General features: G+C 33.4%; 17 protein-coding genes. 7 read left to right on the top strand and 10 right to left on the bottom strand.

The features are described from left to right. Window positions 1–55 precede the first annotated feature (55 nt). Window positions 56–883, bottom strand: a complete 828-nt coding sequence (locus C240_RS04045; protein ID WP_271491313.1) for an AraC family transcriptional regulator — start codon at window positions 881–883, stop codon at window positions 56–58. Window positions 884–1,111: 228 nt separating this feature from the next. Here C240_RS04045 and C240_RS04040 point away from each other — a divergent pair, with 228 nt between their 5' ends. Next, window positions 1,112–2,719 (top strand): MucBP domain-containing protein, encoded by a 1,608-nt coding sequence (locus C240_RS04040; RefSeq protein WP_271491311.1) that lies wholly within the window; start codon window positions 1,112–1,114, stop codon window positions 2,717–2,719. A 95-nt stretch (window positions 2,720–2,814) separates the two neighbouring features. Here the strand turns inward: C240_RS04040 and C240_RS04035 are convergent, their stop codons facing one another. The 3 genes from C240_RS04035 to C240_RS04025 form a co-directional block, all read right to left on the bottom strand. Next, a complete protein-coding gene (locus C240_RS04035) occupies window positions 2,815–3,351 on the bottom strand; it encodes an HdeD family acid-resistance protein (protein ID WP_271491308.1) in 537 nt (178 codons plus the stop codon). Window positions 3,352–3,531: 180 nt separating this feature from the next. Further along, window positions 3,532–4,155 (bottom strand): PepSY domain-containing protein, encoded by a 624-nt coding sequence (locus tag C240_RS04030; protein WP_271491305.1) that lies wholly within the window; start codon window positions 4,153–4,155, stop codon window positions 3,532–3,534. Window positions 4,156–4,507: 352 nt separating this feature from the next. Next, window positions 4,508–4,810, bottom strand: a complete 303-nt coding sequence (locus C240_RS04025; protein WP_271491303.1) for a putative quinol monooxygenase — start codon at window positions 4,808–4,810, stop codon at window positions 4,508–4,510. Between the two features lie 70 nt (window positions 4,811–4,880). Between C240_RS04025 and C240_RS04020 the strand changes: the two genes are divergently transcribed. Beyond that, entirely contained in the window at window positions 4,881–5,246 is a 366-nt protein-coding gene (locus C240_RS04020) for a MerR family transcriptional regulator (protein WP_271491302.1), read from the top strand. Window positions 5,247–5,537: 291 nt separating this feature from the next. Here C240_RS04020 and C240_RS04015 read toward each other — a convergent pair whose 3' ends face one another. Together C240_RS04015 and C240_RS04010 are read right to left on the bottom strand one after the other, a co-directional pair. After that, on the bottom strand, window positions 5,538–6,908 hold the full coding sequence (locus tag C240_RS04015; RefSeq protein WP_271491300.1) for a sensor histidine kinase: 1,371 nt from the start codon (window positions 6,906–6,908) through the stop codon (window positions 5,538–5,540). After that, window positions 6,895–7,605, bottom strand: coding sequence for a response regulator transcription factor (locus C240_RS04010; RefSeq protein WP_271491299.1), 711 nt, complete (start codon window positions 7,603–7,605; stop codon window positions 6,895–6,897). Before C240_RS04010 ends, C240_RS04015 begins: the two co-directional genes overlap by 14 nt. Window positions 7,606–8,269: 664 nt before the next feature. On the opposite strand from C240_RS04010, the gene C240_RS04005 reads away from it, so the two are divergent. Continuing rightward, window positions 8,270–8,560, top strand: a complete 291-nt coding sequence (locus tag C240_RS04005) for a hypothetical protein (RefSeq protein ID WP_271491297.1) — start codon at window positions 8,270–8,272, stop codon at window positions 8,558–8,560. An 18-nt stretch (window positions 8,561–8,578) separates the two neighbouring features. Here C240_RS04005 and C240_RS04000 read toward each other — a convergent pair whose 3' ends face one another. Both C240_RS04000 and C240_RS03995 read right to left on the bottom strand, forming a co-directional pair. Beyond that, the gene (locus tag C240_RS04000; RefSeq protein ID WP_271491295.1) at window positions 8,579–9,190 is read right to left on the bottom strand and encodes a DJ-1/PfpI family protein; all 612 of its coding nucleotides are present in this window, start codon (window positions 9,188–9,190) and stop codon (window positions 8,579–8,581) included. A 56-nt stretch (window positions 9,191–9,246) separates the two neighbouring features. Next, window positions 9,247–10,185, bottom strand: a complete 939-nt coding sequence (locus C240_RS03995) for a helix-turn-helix transcriptional regulator (protein ID WP_271491293.1) — start codon at window positions 10,183–10,185, stop codon at window positions 9,247–9,249. Window positions 10,186–10,363: 178 nt separating this feature from the next. On the opposite strand from C240_RS03995, the gene C240_RS03990 reads away from it, so the two are divergent. Both C240_RS03990 and C240_RS03985 read left to right on the top strand, forming a co-directional pair. Next, window positions 10,364–11,293, top strand: coding sequence for a tyrosine-type recombinase/integrase (locus C240_RS03990; protein ID WP_271491291.1), 930 nt, complete (start codon window positions 10,364–10,366; stop codon window positions 11,291–11,293). 26 nt (window positions 11,294–11,319) lie between these two features. Continuing rightward, entirely contained in the window at window positions 11,320–12,048 is a 729-nt protein-coding gene (locus C240_RS03985) for a toll/interleukin-1 receptor domain-containing protein (protein ID WP_271491289.1), read from the top strand. On the opposite strand, the gene C240_RS03980 is transcribed toward C240_RS03985, so the two are convergent. Next, on the bottom strand, window positions 12,031–13,395 hold the full coding sequence (locus C240_RS03980; protein WP_271491287.1) for an SIR2 family protein: 1,365 nt from the start codon (window positions 13,393–13,395) through the stop codon (window positions 12,031–12,033). The genes C240_RS03985 and C240_RS03980 overlap by 18 nt on opposite strands. A gap of 152 nt (window positions 13,396–13,547) precedes the next feature. Continuing rightward, window positions 13,548–14,204, bottom strand: coding sequence for a Crp/Fnr family transcriptional regulator (locus C240_RS03975; protein WP_271491285.1), 657 nt, complete (start codon window positions 14,202–14,204; stop codon window positions 13,548–13,550). A 256-nt stretch (window positions 14,205–14,460) separates the two neighbouring features. Here C240_RS03975 and C240_RS03970 point away from each other — a divergent pair, with 256 nt between their 5' ends. Further along, the gene (locus C240_RS03970) at window positions 14,461–15,681 is read left to right on the top strand and encodes an MFS transporter (RefSeq protein ID WP_271491282.1); all 1,221 of its coding nucleotides are present in this window, start codon (window positions 14,461–14,463) and stop codon (window positions 15,679–15,681) included. 18 nt (window positions 15,682–15,699) lie between these two features. Next, a complete protein-coding gene (locus C240_RS03965; RefSeq protein ID WP_271491280.1) occupies window positions 15,700–15,882 on the top strand; it encodes a hypothetical protein in 183 nt (60 codons plus the stop codon). Window positions 15,883–15,940 lie beyond the last annotated feature (58 nt).

Raw genomic sequence — 15,940 nt, 5'->3', positions numbered from 1 at the left:
TTTCCGAACCTTTCTGCGCTTAATTCGTCCTCAAATCGGAAAAATAATGACTTTTTCACTTGAAATATTTTTTACGATATTGTTGTGGTGACAGCGTGTAATTCTTTTTAAACACGTTGTAAAACGACTTTACCGAGAAAAAACCATTCGCCATTGCAATGTCCAATACAGTCATATCGGTGTCTCTTAATTGATAATAGGCTTTTTCCAAACGAACAGTATTAACGTATTCAGAAAACGGAATGCCCATATACTTTTTAAAGAAACGAGAAAAATAGGCTGGATCATAATTAAAAACTTCCGCCACCTGCTCTAACTTTAGTGATTGACTATAGTTTTCTTGAACGAATTCATTGATCTTTTTAAGACGTTCTAAATGCTTTAAACTCTTGATTGACTGCTTTGTAGCGATCGGAATACTGTAACTTTTTATCAAAATCGATAAAAATTCCAACGTTCGACTTTTAACTAATAAATTTGCAGCCAAATCATCCTCACGATAAGTGTGATAAATCCGATTTAAAACTCGTTGTAAAACTTCATTTTTTTCTTTAGTTGGCGCTAAATTGAATAAAAAACGTTCATTATACTGATTTTGTGTCATTTCGTGTAAAAACCGTAACGGAAATTGCATCACAAAAACTTCATTTGGCAATGGACTTCTAGAAGAATGGACAATATTTGAATTTATAAACAACATATCTCCCGGTTCCAATATGTATGTCACTTGAGGAAAACGAACTTCTAATTTTCCCTTTAGACAGTACAATAACTCTGCACTTTCATGCCAATGAGTTGAAATTAAACGATCCGGATTCCTTGATGTAAAAGCAAAGACTTTAAACGGATAATCTTTGTTGGGTGAAATCATTTCGTGCTTCATTTAAAACCAGCTCCTTAAATCATATTTTTATCATTTTTTTATAATTAAATTAAAATAAAATAAGTTTAACATTCGCTCAATCAGTTGTTCAAAAATATCTAACTCTATAAAAACCTAAGCTAACAACTTTACCAGCCCACAAGCCGATGTTAATATACATTTAATAAATAATATTTAATTCTAATGATTTTATTATTTTTACAGAATATAAAGAAAGGATGTGCCATCATGAAAAGTAGTTTCGTTAGGAAATTTGCTTTGTTTGTTCTAGCCGCAGGTTTATTCACGTTCCTTTTACCAACCAGTTCATTTGCTGCCGAGAAAACCAGTACTGTCACTTATCAATATATTGATTTCACTTCATTAACACAAACTGAAAAAAATGAGATTGTTCAATCAACTCCCAATGAGACGGCAACCGCTGATCAGGAAGATATTCTCTTAATTTATCAGAAAAATACTGCTACTACCAGCCAATTGGCGAACAATACAACCTCTAAAACAACAACAGCGAACACCGTTGCTGCACAATCAAAAACCCAAGATTTACCAAAAGCAGGTGAAAATTCCACCTCTACTATCAACAATCTATTTGGTTTCTCTTTAATTATTTTAGTTATCGGTTTAGCTGCTTGGAAAAGAAAAATTAGACAGTCATTACTGATTTTCATCCTTTTAGGAACTACAGCACTTGGTGCAGCCAAGTCAGTTTCCGCAGCTGAAAAAACTACAATCCAACCAGCAACTTCTGAAACGCTCACTCAAGGAACTGCCTATACTCATCAACCAGAAACCATTAGTGGTTATACTTATGTTGGATATTTAGTTCAAAGAGAAAATAAACCTGAAGAAAAAGGAACTTTGACTGTGAATTACACAGAAGAAGACGGAACACTTATCTCAACAGAAACTTTTACTGGCATCGTCGGCGAAGCTTATTCAATCACACCTAAAGAAATCGAAGGCTATATCCTTGTCTCACCAACAGACGCTCAAACAGGTACTTATGTCAAAGCTGGTTCAGAAATCACCTTTATCTATAGAGAAGAAACAGGATTTGTCACTGTTAAATATATGACTGACAACGGAACACTAATTTCAAGCGAAACACTCACCGACGATATTGGCGACCCTTATGAAATTATTCCGAAATTACTTGAAGGCTATGACCTCGTCTCATCTTCTGATCCTAGAATTGGTTTCTTTATTAAATCAGGAACAGAAATCATCTTTATCTACAAAGTAAAAACACGTGAAGCAGAAGTGGGCACTGTGACTGCGAAAAGTGTTGACGAAGAAGGAAACCCACTTTCACCAGATGCCGTTTTCTCTGGACCAGTCGGATCACCTTATGAAGTTGCGCCTATGTTTTTCGATGACTACACACTAATCACACCAATTGGACCACAATCAGGTACTTACGTTAAAGAAGGTTCAGAAATCGTCTTTATTTACAGAAAAAATGCCTTGAATATAACCTTGAAAATTCAAAATACAAATTCTGAACTTTTGCCAACCATCAATACCCAAACAAGAGGCTATATTTCTCCAACATACTATCGCGTATACTATTATGATATCTATGGTTTCACACAAAGAATCGATCAAATCCACTATGACACAACATTAACTGATGAAGTTTTACAATACAATGCCGGCGATTATTATCGGGTTTACTCGCGGGTTTACTTTGAATGTTACTCAGTTGAAAACAACGATCGACTTTACTGGGGTGATTATGAACTTCGAACAGAGACACCTGAATTAACAGAAGGAACTATTGGTAGTTCTGATATCACGATCAACTATACTTTATATGATTTATCATATCCTTAATCTTCCCCTTTCCAAAGCGCATAAAAAACTGTAGCTAAAATCATTAAACTTGATTTTAGCTACAGTTTTTTTTACTTTTCTAATTTAATCAAACTTTATTTAATTTTACGTAATTGGAAAAATGCAGCAAATTCACCAATACCCATAAAGACAAGAATTCCACCAAACAATTGGAATAGTACTAAAACACTACTAAATGGATTAAAGGTTAAAACTAAACCAGCAATTACTAAAATAACGCTATAAATCATCATTGGAACCCAATTCACATTTACATAGCTACGTAAATTAACTGCCTGCATTCCTCGTGATACACCAACAATGATAATAGCTAATCCCAAGAAAATCGGTAAAATACTGACAATTCCCTTAGCAAAAACCAAAACAATCGCTGCAACCACGATGAGTACAATCCCACCAAGAAAACTCATTCCATAAGTTCCCGTTGATTTTTTCACCTTGATACCATCATAAAGATTAAGTATACCCATAATAGCAATATAAGCTGAAATGAAATAAACAGCTAATTGAAAAACACTTCTTGGATTAAATAAAATCAATAACCCAAAAATAATATAAACAATCCCACGTAATACTGCATATTTTTTTAATTGCTCCATTACATTATTCATAATTATTTCCTCCGTCAATTCTTTACTTAGTTCTCTTTTATTGTATAGAATTTATCTAAATAACACGAATAAAAAGACCTGAAATTCCTGATATTTTATAACAAAATCAGGAATTTCAGACTTATATAGTATTTCTATTATTATTGTGCAATTTTGGTTCTTTTATAATGATTTTATATACTAGTCATCTAACTCTTTTTCTAGCACATCACCTGTTTGGGCATTGATTTTAACAGTTGTTTCTGAATTGCCTGAACGTACTTTTACTTCCCAGTGCGTAGTTGACAATTCACGATCTAATGACCATTCAATCGCTTCTCCTTGACCAACACTATCTACAGCAATTTTTGAAATCTCATCTAATGTTTTCAAATCAGTTAAATCTAGTGCGTTATTTTCTCTTTCCACACCATTTTGCTCGTCACGGTCTAAAGCTTCTTCACGTTCTTTCTTTAACTCGCCAGTTTCAGCATTGATTCTAACTTCATACTCTTTATCATCATCAACACCTGTTATTTCAAAGTAATAGGTGCCAAATGAATCATCTAAATCGATTGATGTAATCGAAGTATTCGGATAAGCTTCTTCATATGCTTTGATCGCTTCTTCTAAAGTAAGTTTAATATTTCCTGATTGACTAGAAGAACTTGCGTTTTTATCAGAACTTTTATCTGTTGATTGGTCAGCAGCTGAGCTTGATTGACTATTTCCTCCGTTGTCCAATGTATTACTATTGTCTGTGCAGCCTGCTAAAATAAGTCCAAAACAAGCGATCCCTAAACCTACGATTAATTTTTTATTCATTGTATCCATTCCTTTCTCTATTTCCGTTTTGCTTTACACACATATCATATCAACTAACGGTCAACAGAAAAATAAATCAACGTGAAAGCTAAATGAAGATTTCTTCATTTTTAGTCGCTCGGGTCATCTCTTTCCAATGAATTCATTATCTTTTTTAAAACATAGTGGACAACATTGGGAAGGAAGCAAGATAAGAGCATAATTGCTATAAATACCAATACCCACGTTTTAAACCAAGCTTCCCATTGTATTGTACCATTAGCTATAATATTCAAACTCACCGTCAACAGACCCGTGGTTAGCAAAGTAGTGATTATCGAATGAACTATTGAATAATGCTTTTTTATCCAACTCACAGTTGAACTTCCTCTGAACTTTCAAAGAATTCAACTGTATCTAACTCTTCAGCAAAAAAATTCTTGGTATACTCTTTACTATGGTGCTCGTAAAACGCTGCTTGACCTTTCCAAATCTCCCACAAGGCAAAACGTCCTTGTTTTTTGTTTAGTGGCACAACTTTAAAAAGTACACATCCTTCTTCTAAAACAGTCAATTCTTGTAATTCGTTTAGCTTATCTGCCAGTGCTTCGTAAGTAACTTTTCCTGTCGTTTGAACTACAGCTGTACAATATAAAAAAGTATTTTTTTCTTTCATCTTAACTTCTCCTCTCTTGAATATGTTAAGATTAAACTATCGAGTATACTCTATAGCAAGGAGAATTAACATGTATATCAAAGAATTTTCACAAAAAACCGGACTATCCATAGATACCCTTAGATTTTACGAACAAGAAGCTTTATTATTTCCCAAAAGAAATGCGAATAACTACCGAATATATACTGAAGAAGATTTTTGTTGGGTACAGCTTTTATTAAAAATGAAACAAACTGGTATGACGATTGAGAACATCAAAAAATTTGCTGAATTACAGGTCCAAGGCGTAGATTCATTGCCTGAACGAATCGTTGCTTTAGAAAATCATATTGAAAAACTCCACGAACAACAAAACAATCTTACTCAGACAATCGCCTTTGTAAATCAAAAAATTTCAGGTTATCGGAAAAAAATTACTACTGCTGAAATTGAGTAACTAGACAAAAACGAATCTTTTTAACAATACGCAAATAAACTTAATTGAAAAAAGAGGTTGGGACAGAAGTGTTTAACTCCGAGAAATAAGAAAGTATTCACGGAAATTACTCTTGAAATTTTTGTGAATTTCAGCTTATTTCCGAAGGATTTGCTTCTGCTCCACCTCTTTAAATCCGAATAAACGGCAAGAAAAAAACAACTACTCCACTTCGTTCCAGTCACATCAATTTCTAAAGGCTAAACTCTTTTTTCTCGGACTCATCTTTTCCTATTCAAAAATATTCAATTCTTAGTTTGTTCTAAAATTTATCGTAAAACGGCTACCTATAGGCAACACATCGGTCACTTCAATTGTCCCTCCATATAAATTTACTAGCTCATTAACAATAGAAAGTCCAATCCCAGAACCAGGAACTTCACTGGATCGTGATTGATCCACACGGTAAAATCGTTCAAAAATATGTTTTTTCTCTTTATCTGCAATACCAATCCCGGAATCTTCAACAATCAATGCACAGCTTTTCTCTTGAGCTAATAGCTTAATTACGATTGAACCAGAATTAGGTGTATATTTCACCGCATTTTCAATTAAATTCCGAATAATCTGGTAAAAATGTTCTTGATGCCCTTGAATAGTAATCCCATCATCAATTTGAACTGTTACTTTTTGCTTAATCATTACGGTTAAATCATTAAGCGTTTGACGAACTAAAGCTGATAAATCAACCGTTTCTTCTCTTGATTGATTTTCCAATCTGCCTAAAGTTAAAAGTTGTTCAGCTAAAATTTCCATCCGTTTTGATTCTTTATCGATATAAGCCAGCGATGTTGGAATAACTTCCGGATGCTTTTCACCACGACGTTTAATCAAATTAACATGACCGCGAATCGCAGCAAGCGGCGTTCGTAACTCATGAGAAGCATCAGTGACAAATTGCTGCTCTCTTTTTAGTGATTGTCGTTGTTTCTCCAGTAGCTGGTTAAACGATTTAGAAACATTCTGAACTTCTTGAGGTGTTTCCGGCACTGTTAATAAACGTTCATTAGAAAAATCTTCCATATCACTGATCTCCTCATTCATTCTCACAAGTGAGCCACTTAATTTTTTAGAAAAACGATAGGTCACAAGCGAGCCCGCAACAATTACTACTCCAGTGATAAAAAGTGTTAGAGAAAAAATTCGGCTAACAACTTCAAATTGATCTTCCATATCAACTAAAATGGTGATTTTCGCCTCTTCATTTTGAATACTCGTATAAAAGTAAGGCTCAAACTCACGAGACCATAGCAATTGGTCGAAAAGCGCTAACTGTTTAAATTCAGAAAATTCATTATATAGTTCCTTAGCATCCTCAGAAGAATATGCCACTTCCCCCGAAGCCAATCCGACATGAATAAAATAAGGTGAATTGTCTCGCGAAACATAACCAGACAGGATTCTTTGCCATTCAGAAACACTCTTGGCTTCACGATTCTTTAACGAATTTTCTAACACTGCGGCCTGTTCTTCTGTCGATTCATAAATTTCAGAAATCGTAATTGTTATAAAAGTAATACTTAAAATTAAAACTGTTGCAACAAGTAAACTGATAAAACGAATGGTCAGTTGAAATTGGGTCGTATTTTTTCTTTGCTGAAAGTTATTTTTATTTTTTTTCATCTGATGCCCTCAAAACGTAGCCTACTCCTCGAACAGTTTGAATCAACCGCTGGGTTGGCTCATAATCCATTTTATTTCTCAAAGATCGTATGTAAACATCTACAACGTTCGTTTGCCCAAAATAATCATAGCCCCAAACCGCATTCAATAATTCGTCACGCGTTAAAACTTCTTCCGCTCGCTTAATCAGCTCACTTAATAAGTCAAATTCCTTTTGTGTTAATTGAATAACTTCTCCAAAGCGTTCCACAACTCGTTTTGTTAAATCTAGTATCAAGTCTTCATATTGATAAATTAAAGGTTGCTGCTGAAGTTGTTTTAATTGTTCTTCACGGCGAACAACTACTCTAATTCTAGCTAATAATTCCTCAATATCGAAAGGTTTTGTAATATAATCATCGGTTCCAGCATCTAACCCTGTTACTTTATCCGTCAACTGATCTCGAGCAGTCATCATAATAATCGGTACTTGGCTTTTCCGACGAATCCTTCTAGCAACGGTAATTCCATCATATTTTGGCAACATCCAATCAAGCAAGATCAATGTAATATCATCATGATTTTCTTCAAATAGTTTTAATGCCTGCTCACCATCTGCGGCATAGATCACTTCATACTCTTCAAATCGAAGTTCTTCTGAAATAAAATTAGCTAAACTCGCTTCATCTTCCACTAATAAAATGACAATCTTGTCCATTGCTTCACCCGCCTTTTTTATTAGAGTACCGACTATTTGAGTATTGGTCAATCAATTTATGATGAAAAAATCTTCATTTAGTGGGAAGAACGTTTTATAGAAGTTAGGAAACTGAAATTTTTGGAGAGTCATTTGTGAATTTTTCGTCTAGTTCTAGGCAGAGCTAAACTAAGTGTATGGATTGAAATAATTGGGACAGAAATAATTAACATTCAAATAAAAAAATTGGCTCTTCCTGATTTGGCGCCAACCAAATCTTTGAAGTCTTTGTTTAAACAACTGACTCTGTCAAACAACGTTGCCAATTAGGAATAAAATATCTTTTATTTACCTATTTGTGGACGATTGCAGATATACTAGCGATTGTCTTTTTTATTTCCTGCCTATAATATATTGAGAAAAAGAAAAAAGGCACTTCACTGATCGGCGCCAACCGTTCAATGAAGCCCTGAATAGAAAGTAGCACTTTCCTATCCAAGTTGCCCTTTGCCAGTACCGTAGTACCAGCTTCTTTATTGTACCTAATTTTTGTAAGAATTTCTAGACACTTTTTAAATTTTTACATAGGAATCAAAAAGTAGTGGTCAAACTGACAAAACTTCAACGATAGAGAAGCTTTCTCTGTCGTTTTCCTTTTTCTCTATAAAAAAAGGAGAAACCTATTATGAAAAATTCTGCAAAATGTATCAAAGCCATTCCTTATCAAGAAATTCTTAACCTACGTGATTTGCTCGAACGTTTGGAATCCTGGCAAGAACCTCTGAAAGTACTGGAAAGCTATTTTACCAACCCAACTGCGCCGATCAATAAAAAGCAAGTTGTCCGACAATATTATGCTTGTTCTCAGCTATTTCAGACTTTTAACTTAACTTATAATGATTTACTAGCAGAAGCTACACAAAGTCTGGAGATCCTCGTTCAACAACAAACTTTGACTAGTTATCATATTGAATAAATAGCGCTCTTTTGAATACTACTGTTCATCACCGTTTCTCAGCTCTTGTTTTAATGTATCATAGTACCCGAGCTTATAAAAATTGTACCATCGCGTAATTTCTGCTTCCGGCATTGATTTCAGTGCCAGTGATATTTCACGAGCAAATTCGACATTAGCCGTACCATTTGCGGTAACTAGTAACTCATCTCGTATTGCCTGAATTTCGACGTAATGATTTGCACCAGTATAGCGAGAACCTGCGTACGTTTGCAGGTCTTGTAATTGATTACTTGTATGCTTCGCATTATTCAACAGTCCCAACGTTCCAAGATAAACAGTGGCATCACAAATAGCACTGATTACCGCCTTTTGTTTCTGTGCTTGTTTAACTAACACAGAAACTTTTGCTGCAGCATCCGTTCGCCACGAATTCCCACCGATTAAAATTAGTGCCGCGAATTCTTTCTGACACGCATCTTCTATCGAATAATCGGGAATTGTGGTAAATCCGCCGATAGAGTGAATTGGTTTTGTATTAATTGAAACAGTTTTTATCGTAAAATCCTCAAGTTGATTTAGCCACGAAGCAATTGATGCAGCTTCCCAGTCTGCATACTGATCTAAAATAACAATAAATACATCTTTCATTTTTCTGCCTCCTCTGTTGTCTATTCATCTTACCGCAGAGGTGTGACAACTGATTGTCAGCTTTTATATAACAAATACATCTCTTCAATTTTTGCTTTAACTGCTTCCACCAATTCTGGCGGCTCGACTACCTGAACTTTCGCTTTTAAGCGTAAAATAAAATCAACTGTTTTCTCTATATTCACCAATGGGAAAACAATTTTTCCGGTGATTGCTTCTTCTTTATGCTCGACAAAAAATTCTGCTCCTAATTTATCGATTAACCATAATTTATCTTTTAACGCGTAGACTAACACAGCTTGTTGTATCTTTGAATCCGTTGAAACATCCTGATACTCATTTCTAGAAGCCATTTGTAGCGTCGCAGGTTCTAAAGTCCTTAATTTAAAAGTTTCCTCCAGCACTTCATATGATTGGATACGGTTTAATTTGAATAAACGAAACGCTTGTCTTTTTAGGCAAAAACCATAAAGATACCAATCTGATGCTTTAAAAATCAATTTGTATGGTTCTATTTTTCGCTCAGTAAAATATTTAGTCGAGTGATAATAGATAGCAATAACTTGCTGATTGGCGATTCCCTGACGAAGATCATTTAGTTTATTTTGCCTACCGCTTCCTTTAAACCACGAGGATAGATCAATTAATAATTCACTTTGTGGTTGTTGAATGTTCTCTTTGGGGCTAATTTTTGCGATTAATGGACTTATTTCCGCTGATTCAGAAATACTTTGAATAGCCGAAAGTCCGGTTAAAAGATTTGCGATATCTGCAGTTGAAAATATATGCTTGCTGACTTTGTACCCTTCTACCATACCAAATCCACCACTAATTCCTGAATAGGAAATAATTGGAATCCCAGCTACATTCAAGGTATCAATATCGCGATAAATCGTTCGTTTGGAAACCTCTAGTCGTTCTGCTAAATCGTTAGCTGTCATTCGATCATTTACCGACAACAAATTAATAAGACTTAATAAACGATCAATTTTCATATTTTCTCCTTTTCATTGTAAAAAGTAATTCACTGACTAATTTTCTACAACTTATTTTTTGTCAATTGCTGTTGGTTTTATTATAAGATCAAAACCTTTACAATACAATTCGCTTTTTTTTTATAATTTTATTTATAAAACAAGTTATACTTTTAACAACTGGGAAAAGGAGAAAAAAATGAATAAAAACATGCAACAATTTTTAGCATACAAAAAAAATTACCATAATTTATCTAATCGAACGATTAAAGCATATCAATCTGATTTAGTCGCTTTAGATCATTATTGCAGTCAACATGAAGTAACGATAACTCAAGGTATTCTAGCCCTTATGGAAAACTTACACCAAGCTACACGATTAAAACCTACAAGCTTAAAACGAAAAATGATTACTTACCGAATGTTTTACAAATTTCTTGTAACTAAAAAAATAATTGAACGTGACAGTGAATTTGAACAGTATCGAGCAAATTACATTATTCCAAAGAAAATGCCAAGAACCTTAAAGGTCAGAGACATTCATCAACTTCTTAACTGTATGTACCAACGTTTAACTCAACCAGCTACCAGCGTTTATCAAAAAAGAAACGGCGTCCGTGATATTGCATTACTGGAATTGTTGATTTCTACAGGAATTCGGATTAGCGAGGCTAGTTTAATTAATCTATCGGATTATGATTTAGTCGAAAATTCTTTGTTGATTTATGGGAAAAACCGCAAAGAACGAATGATTTACCTTTCTAGCGAAGAAGCTCGTCAAGCGTTATTAGCCTACTTAGCGATTCGCGAACAATTTCAGCCCAAAGATCAAAGTTTTTTCTTAAACAAGTACGGCGAACGGTTGTCTATTTATGGGATTGAAAATATTTTTACGAAGTATCTTCAATTGGCACAGATCGATACAAAAGCGACACCGCATTATTTACGCCATACATTTGCGACTGAATTGCTGAATAATGGAGCGAATATTCGAGAAGTTCAGGAATTGCTTGGTCATTCTAGTATTGTGACGACACAAATTTATACTGAAGTTTCAATTGAGCGGAAGAAATATGTTTTGAATAGTTTTAACTATCGGAATGAGATGGATGTTAAAACCTCCAAATAACTATAAATTATTTGGAGGTTTTAATTATGATATTTATGTGCTTTTCAAGTAAAGACAGATACTATACAGCTCAATCTATTAGCTTTCATCTTCAAAATTTTGGTCTCAACGTTTGGTACGATTATCAGCAACTTCACTCTGGAGATGATAAACTACTTTTAAATTTCACACTTCCTTTTGATCAATGCCAATATGCCGTTGTTATCGTATCAGATAACCTTTTTAACAGTCCTTGCGCTGTAGATGAATTAGATCGAATTACAGTTTTATACGACAAAAATAAATTAGTGGTCATACCAGTTTTTCTAAATTTTCCAGTGAAAAACTTATCAGACAAGTATTCTTGGATGAATAATCTTATTTACTATGAGCTTAAGAACAATGAAGGAACACTAATGCTCAGCAAAGTCATTACTGCTAGAATTTTAAATGACAGAAGAAAATCACTAAAGTTTTCTTCTTTTGAAAATTTTTTAAAAGCATATTCAGAACCCTGTTTTTTTAGAGACATCATTGAGCAATATACCAAGCTAGACAAGAATAATTTATGTGCTAGGATGACATTATTACACTCATTATCACAGTATTTTTTTTATGAAATAGATAAGAAATTTGAAATTCTACAATACAAAAAAATTATTACTCAGATGTATACTATCCATCAATTGAACTTACATAAAGACTTTTACGAGTTAGAGATTATGGAAAACACAGTACTTTTGTTACTAAATTTGAATTTATGTGATAGTGTTTAAAATTGCCCAAATCGCATCCATTATTTTACTAATATCCGATTCATTTTCTAATATAGTCAAATATTGTTCCAAGTATGGATATTTATTTATATTAGCTTTTATTTGGGTAAATATTTCTCTAGAAGCATAGTTTGTGCTCCCTATAGGGATGATATACTTATTCATGTGATTGGCTATTTCAAACTCTTTTAATGTCCCAGCTGAATTAACTATAGCACCAGTTTCAGGATGAATACATTGTCCATATAAGAAAATGACGATATTTGCATCATCTATTAACTGCTCTCTAAATCTATTTTTTTGACTATCATTATTTTGTAAAGCAAAAGGTTTAATTTTTAATCGTAATGGGTCATCTCCTATTCCTTTTTCATTTAAATATTGAAGGGTTTCTCCAGCGATATAATGACCAATATTTCTCCCAAATCCTGTGTGAACGTTAAAATGTTTATCTATTAATAAACGTCCAATATTTGAACACAAATCGTAACAATAGCTTAATTCATCTGCTGTTGCGTATTCTAGGCTTCCTGAAATTAACACATTTTTTTCGATAACTTTTCGCTTGATTTCTTGAATAAGTTCAGGAATATCCTTATTTTCTTCTACTAAATAAACTTTGATATTATAACGTTTATCTAAATCATTTATAAAATAATCTTGATGAATAGGATTTGTTCTATCTCTCTTCATCACACTATAATGACAAGGAGTAAAATCTTCTAGGCACATTTTTATATTGTGCATACAATTCAAAATTAAACTATCTGAAAAGCTATAACCTACGAAAAGGAATGTATTTGAAATAAGTTCTTTCTTAAGCAATGAAAACATCATCTCACGTTCAGAAATATGTTTTTCTATATCTCCAGTTGTTATGATGATACTTTCTCTGTCATGTATATCACCGTTAATTTTAAAAATATTCATTTTATTATTTGATAATTTGGGTAAATGCTTTTCGGTATAGACTAAATTATACAACTTGTTTTGCCTATCTATGTTTTTCTCAATAACTTTATCAAAGTTTGTAGTCCATATAGAATTAACTGGAAGAGATAGCATAGAATTGACTAAGGGACTTTTGAATTGAGTTCCTTCTAATTTATCATCCAATAATTCTAAAAGTTTATTACGCGTATAAAGGTTCTCATAATATTGGGCAAGTTGGAAGAGATTAGTATCCTCATTTACTTGTAAATCTAGTTTTTTTGCTGCATCACTTAACAGCTCTTTCCAAGATGGATAACCAGCATCCATGTCAACACCGGCCCCTACAAATAAAGATCCTTTGCCGATTTTTATGCTATCAGCAACTTCATTAATAAACTGTCTTTTGCTTATCATTTATGTAAACCTCCAAATAATTTATAGTTATTTGGCTATTATTATACGACAAAACCAATCATAAAGATATGCATTTCTAACTATATATAAACAAAAAATTCGATAAACATTTATCGAACTTCACTCATATCTATAAAACCAACACTAAACCCTTAAACAATAATATTATCTTTCAAAATTGCCAAATCTGTAATCAGAATTTTTCGATCCTGAATCTTAATCCCTCCTAAATCTTTCAATTGCTGCATCATCCGATTAACACTACTAGCCGAAGTAATTCCACAAAAATGAGCAATTTCTTCATTTGTTACAACAAAATCAATCAATAGTCCCTCGTTAGTCGAAACACCAAAAGTATCGTACAGCTCATAGATTTGTGTACAAACCGCACCGAATTTACCATTCATCAACATTTGCTGCATCTTTTTCATTGAATGTAGCAAACGAACGCGGTAATAGTTTTTTACATACATCTGTAAGCTTTTACTTTTATTAATATCCTGCCAAAATTGAACGCGATCAATTTGGTACAACTCCGCTTTTTCAGACTCTATTCGAATATTAAAAGGCGCATCAATAAATTGAGAATATTCATCCCGCAGCAAAGAAACAATTTCCAAACTATTGATGTAACGTAAATTAAATTCCCGACCATCACGAGAAATGACACTTGTTTTAATGATGCCGCTTTTTAACACATAAGCATACCGATCTTGCAGTCCTTCATAGGTTAAATAAGTCTTTTTCTTCTTCACTACAACTGAAAAAGAATGATTATCTAAATAGTCTTGTAATACTTGGCTATCCATTCGTGTTCACTCCACACACTTTTTATTTTTATCCCAACGATAGTTCGTTAATCTTATTTAAAATGATAACACATCGAAAAACAACAACAAATGTTAATGCTTTTTGTTGTTTTTTTTTGTTAATAGCCTTTTTCTATAGCATATCCACATTTTTTCGTCGCCATTTTTTTGTATAGTTACACGTACAGAGAAATTTCAGAAAATGTTTTGTAATTTCATTTAATTTATTATTTAAACGAAAGAAGGAATTTTAACCATGTCGCAACACTCGGAAGAAAAATTATTTAACAAGGGGTTTATCAGTATTACAATAATCAATTTTATTGTTTATCTGGTTTATTATTTATTAATGGTAATTATCGCTGTTATCGCTCAGGATACGTTACATGCCTCTTTAAGCCAAGCAGGTCTTGCTTCTGGAATTTATATTATTGGTACTTTATTTGCCCGTTTGTTTATGGGAAAAACGTTGGAATTAATTGGTCGAAAAGTTGTTTTACGCTATGGCGCCTTATTTTATTTAGTTACAACAATCGCCTATTTGCATATTCCAAGTATCGGCGTGCTTTATCTGGTTCGTTTGTTAAATGGTTTTGGCTATGGAACGGTATCTACTGCAACAAATGCGATTGTGACAGCTTATATTCCCAAATCCAAACATGGAGAAGGAATCAACTATTATGGATTAAGTACAAGCCTAGCCGCAGCGATTGGGCCATTTATCGGGATGATTTTACTGAATACAACTAGTTTTTATATGATTATTCTGTTTTCAATTATTTTAATTTTATTGACTACAATTGCTTGTTTTATCTTCCCCGTAAAAAATATTCAATTAAGTGCAGAACATCGTGCTAGTCTATCTCGCTGGTCTGTTGATAGTTTCATTGAAAAAAAAGTTTTATTTATTTCTTTTATCGCATTTTTGATGGGTCTTTCTTATTCAAGTGTTTTGTCATTTCTTTCCTCTTATGCTAAAGTGATTGATTTAGTTGGTGCAAGCTCATTTTTCTTTGTTGTCTATGCCTTAGTGATTACTGCAACACGACCTTTATCTGGGCGGATTTTTGATGCACGTGGGGAAAATGCGGTGATGTATCCTAGTTATTTATTTTTAACAGCAGGCTTACTTTTATTAAGTATTACCTCTGCCAGTTGGATGTTACTAGTTTCAGGCGGACTGATCGGCTTAGGTTATGGGACGTTTATGTCTAATGGACAAGCAATTTGTTTAAAGGCTGTTCCTAATACTCATCGAATTGGGATTGCTTTATCAACTTATTTTATTGGCTTGGATCTTGGATTAGGAGTAGGACCTTATATTTTAGGTGAATTACGTGAATTGCTTTCGTTCCAAGGCTTGTATTTAGTCGCTAGCTTGATTCCTATTGTGTGTACCGTTCTTTATGCATTATTTTATCGCTCCAAAGCTGAGACTTACGAAACACTTGATATAGACACTCTAGAAGAACAATAATTGAAAGGGGACCTGAAAATGAGTACGGATGAACAGATGTTAGAAGTGATGCAGCAAACTTTATCGAAAATAGAGGAGTTAAATACACGCTTAGGTACGATTGAAAAAGATTTAACTTCCATGGATCGCTTTCAAACGGTGGTTTCTCAGTATGTGAAAGAGATTGAGCATGTGGCTGAAAATAATAATATTATGGGATAGTTTTAAGCTTATTAATTTCCTTTCACTTTGATAAGTTAACCCTTGTCCTTGTTTATAC

Source organism: Enterococcus sp. 5H, assembly GCF_028128615.1.
Lineage (GTDB): Bacteria > Bacillota > Bacilli > Lactobacillales > Enterococcaceae > Enterococcus_L.
Note: the sequence above shows the minus strand (reverse complement) of the source record. Positions and strands in the feature narration are given on the sequence as shown.

Bases quoted from the DNA above. Each gene is read 5' to 3' on its own strand.
- C240_RS04015 (WP_271491300.1), bottom strand. From the start codon at position 6,908: ATGAAAAAAAATAAAAATAACTTTCAGCAAAGAAAAAATACGACCCAA.
- C240_RS03985 (WP_271491289.1), top strand. From the start codon at position 11,320: ATGATATTTATGTGCTTTTCAAGTAAAGACAGATACTATACAGCTCAA.
- C240_RS04045 (WP_271491313.1), bottom strand. From the start codon at position 883: ATGAAGCACGAAATGATTTCACCCAACAAAGATTATCCGTTTAAAGTC.
- C240_RS04040 (WP_271491311.1), top strand. From the start codon at position 1,112: ATGAAAAGTAGTTTCGTTAGGAAATTTGCTTTGTTTGTTCTAGCCGCA.
- C240_RS03995 (WP_271491293.1), bottom strand. From the start codon at position 10,185: ATGAAAATTGATCGTTTATTAAGTCTTATTAATTTGTTGTCGGTAAAT.
- C240_RS03990 (WP_271491291.1), top strand. From the start codon at position 10,364: ATGAATAAAAACATGCAACAATTTTTAGCATACAAAAAAAATTACCAT.
- C240_RS04025 (WP_271491303.1), bottom strand. From the start codon at position 4,810: ATGAAAGAAAAAAATACTTTTTTATATTGTACAGCTGTAGTTCAAACG.
- C240_RS04010 (WP_271491299.1), bottom strand. From the start codon at position 7,605: ATGGACAAGATTGTCATTTTATTAGTGGAAGATGAAGCGAGTTTAGCT.
- C240_RS03975 (WP_271491285.1), bottom strand. From the start codon at position 14,204: ATGGATAGCCAAGTATTACAAGACTATTTAGATAATCATTCTTTTTCA.
- C240_RS04005 (WP_271491297.1), top strand. From the start codon at position 8,270: ATGAAAAATTCTGCAAAATGTATCAAAGCCATTCCTTATCAAGAAATT.
- C240_RS04035 (WP_271491308.1), bottom strand. From the start codon at position 3,351: ATGAATAATGTAATGGAGCAATTAAAAAAATATGCAGTATTACGTGGG.
- C240_RS04020 (WP_271491302.1), top strand. From the start codon at position 4,881: ATGTATATCAAAGAATTTTCACAAAAAACCGGACTATCCATAGATACC.
- C240_RS03970 (WP_271491282.1), top strand. From the start codon at position 14,461: ATGTCGCAACACTCGGAAGAAAAATTATTTAACAAGGGGTTTATCAGT.
- C240_RS04000 (WP_271491295.1), bottom strand. From the start codon at position 9,190: ATGAAAGATGTATTTATTGTTATTTTAGATCAGTATGCAGACTGGGAA.
- C240_RS03965 (WP_271491280.1), top strand. From the start codon at position 15,700: ATGAGTACGGATGAACAGATGTTAGAAGTGATGCAGCAAACTTTATCG.
- C240_RS03980 (WP_271491287.1), bottom strand. From the start codon at position 13,395: ATGATAAGCAAAAGACAGTTTATTAATGAAGTTGCTGATAGCATAAAA.
- C240_RS04030 (WP_271491305.1), bottom strand. From the start codon at position 4,155: ATGAATAAAAAATTAATCGTAGGTTTAGGGATCGCTTGTTTTGGACTT.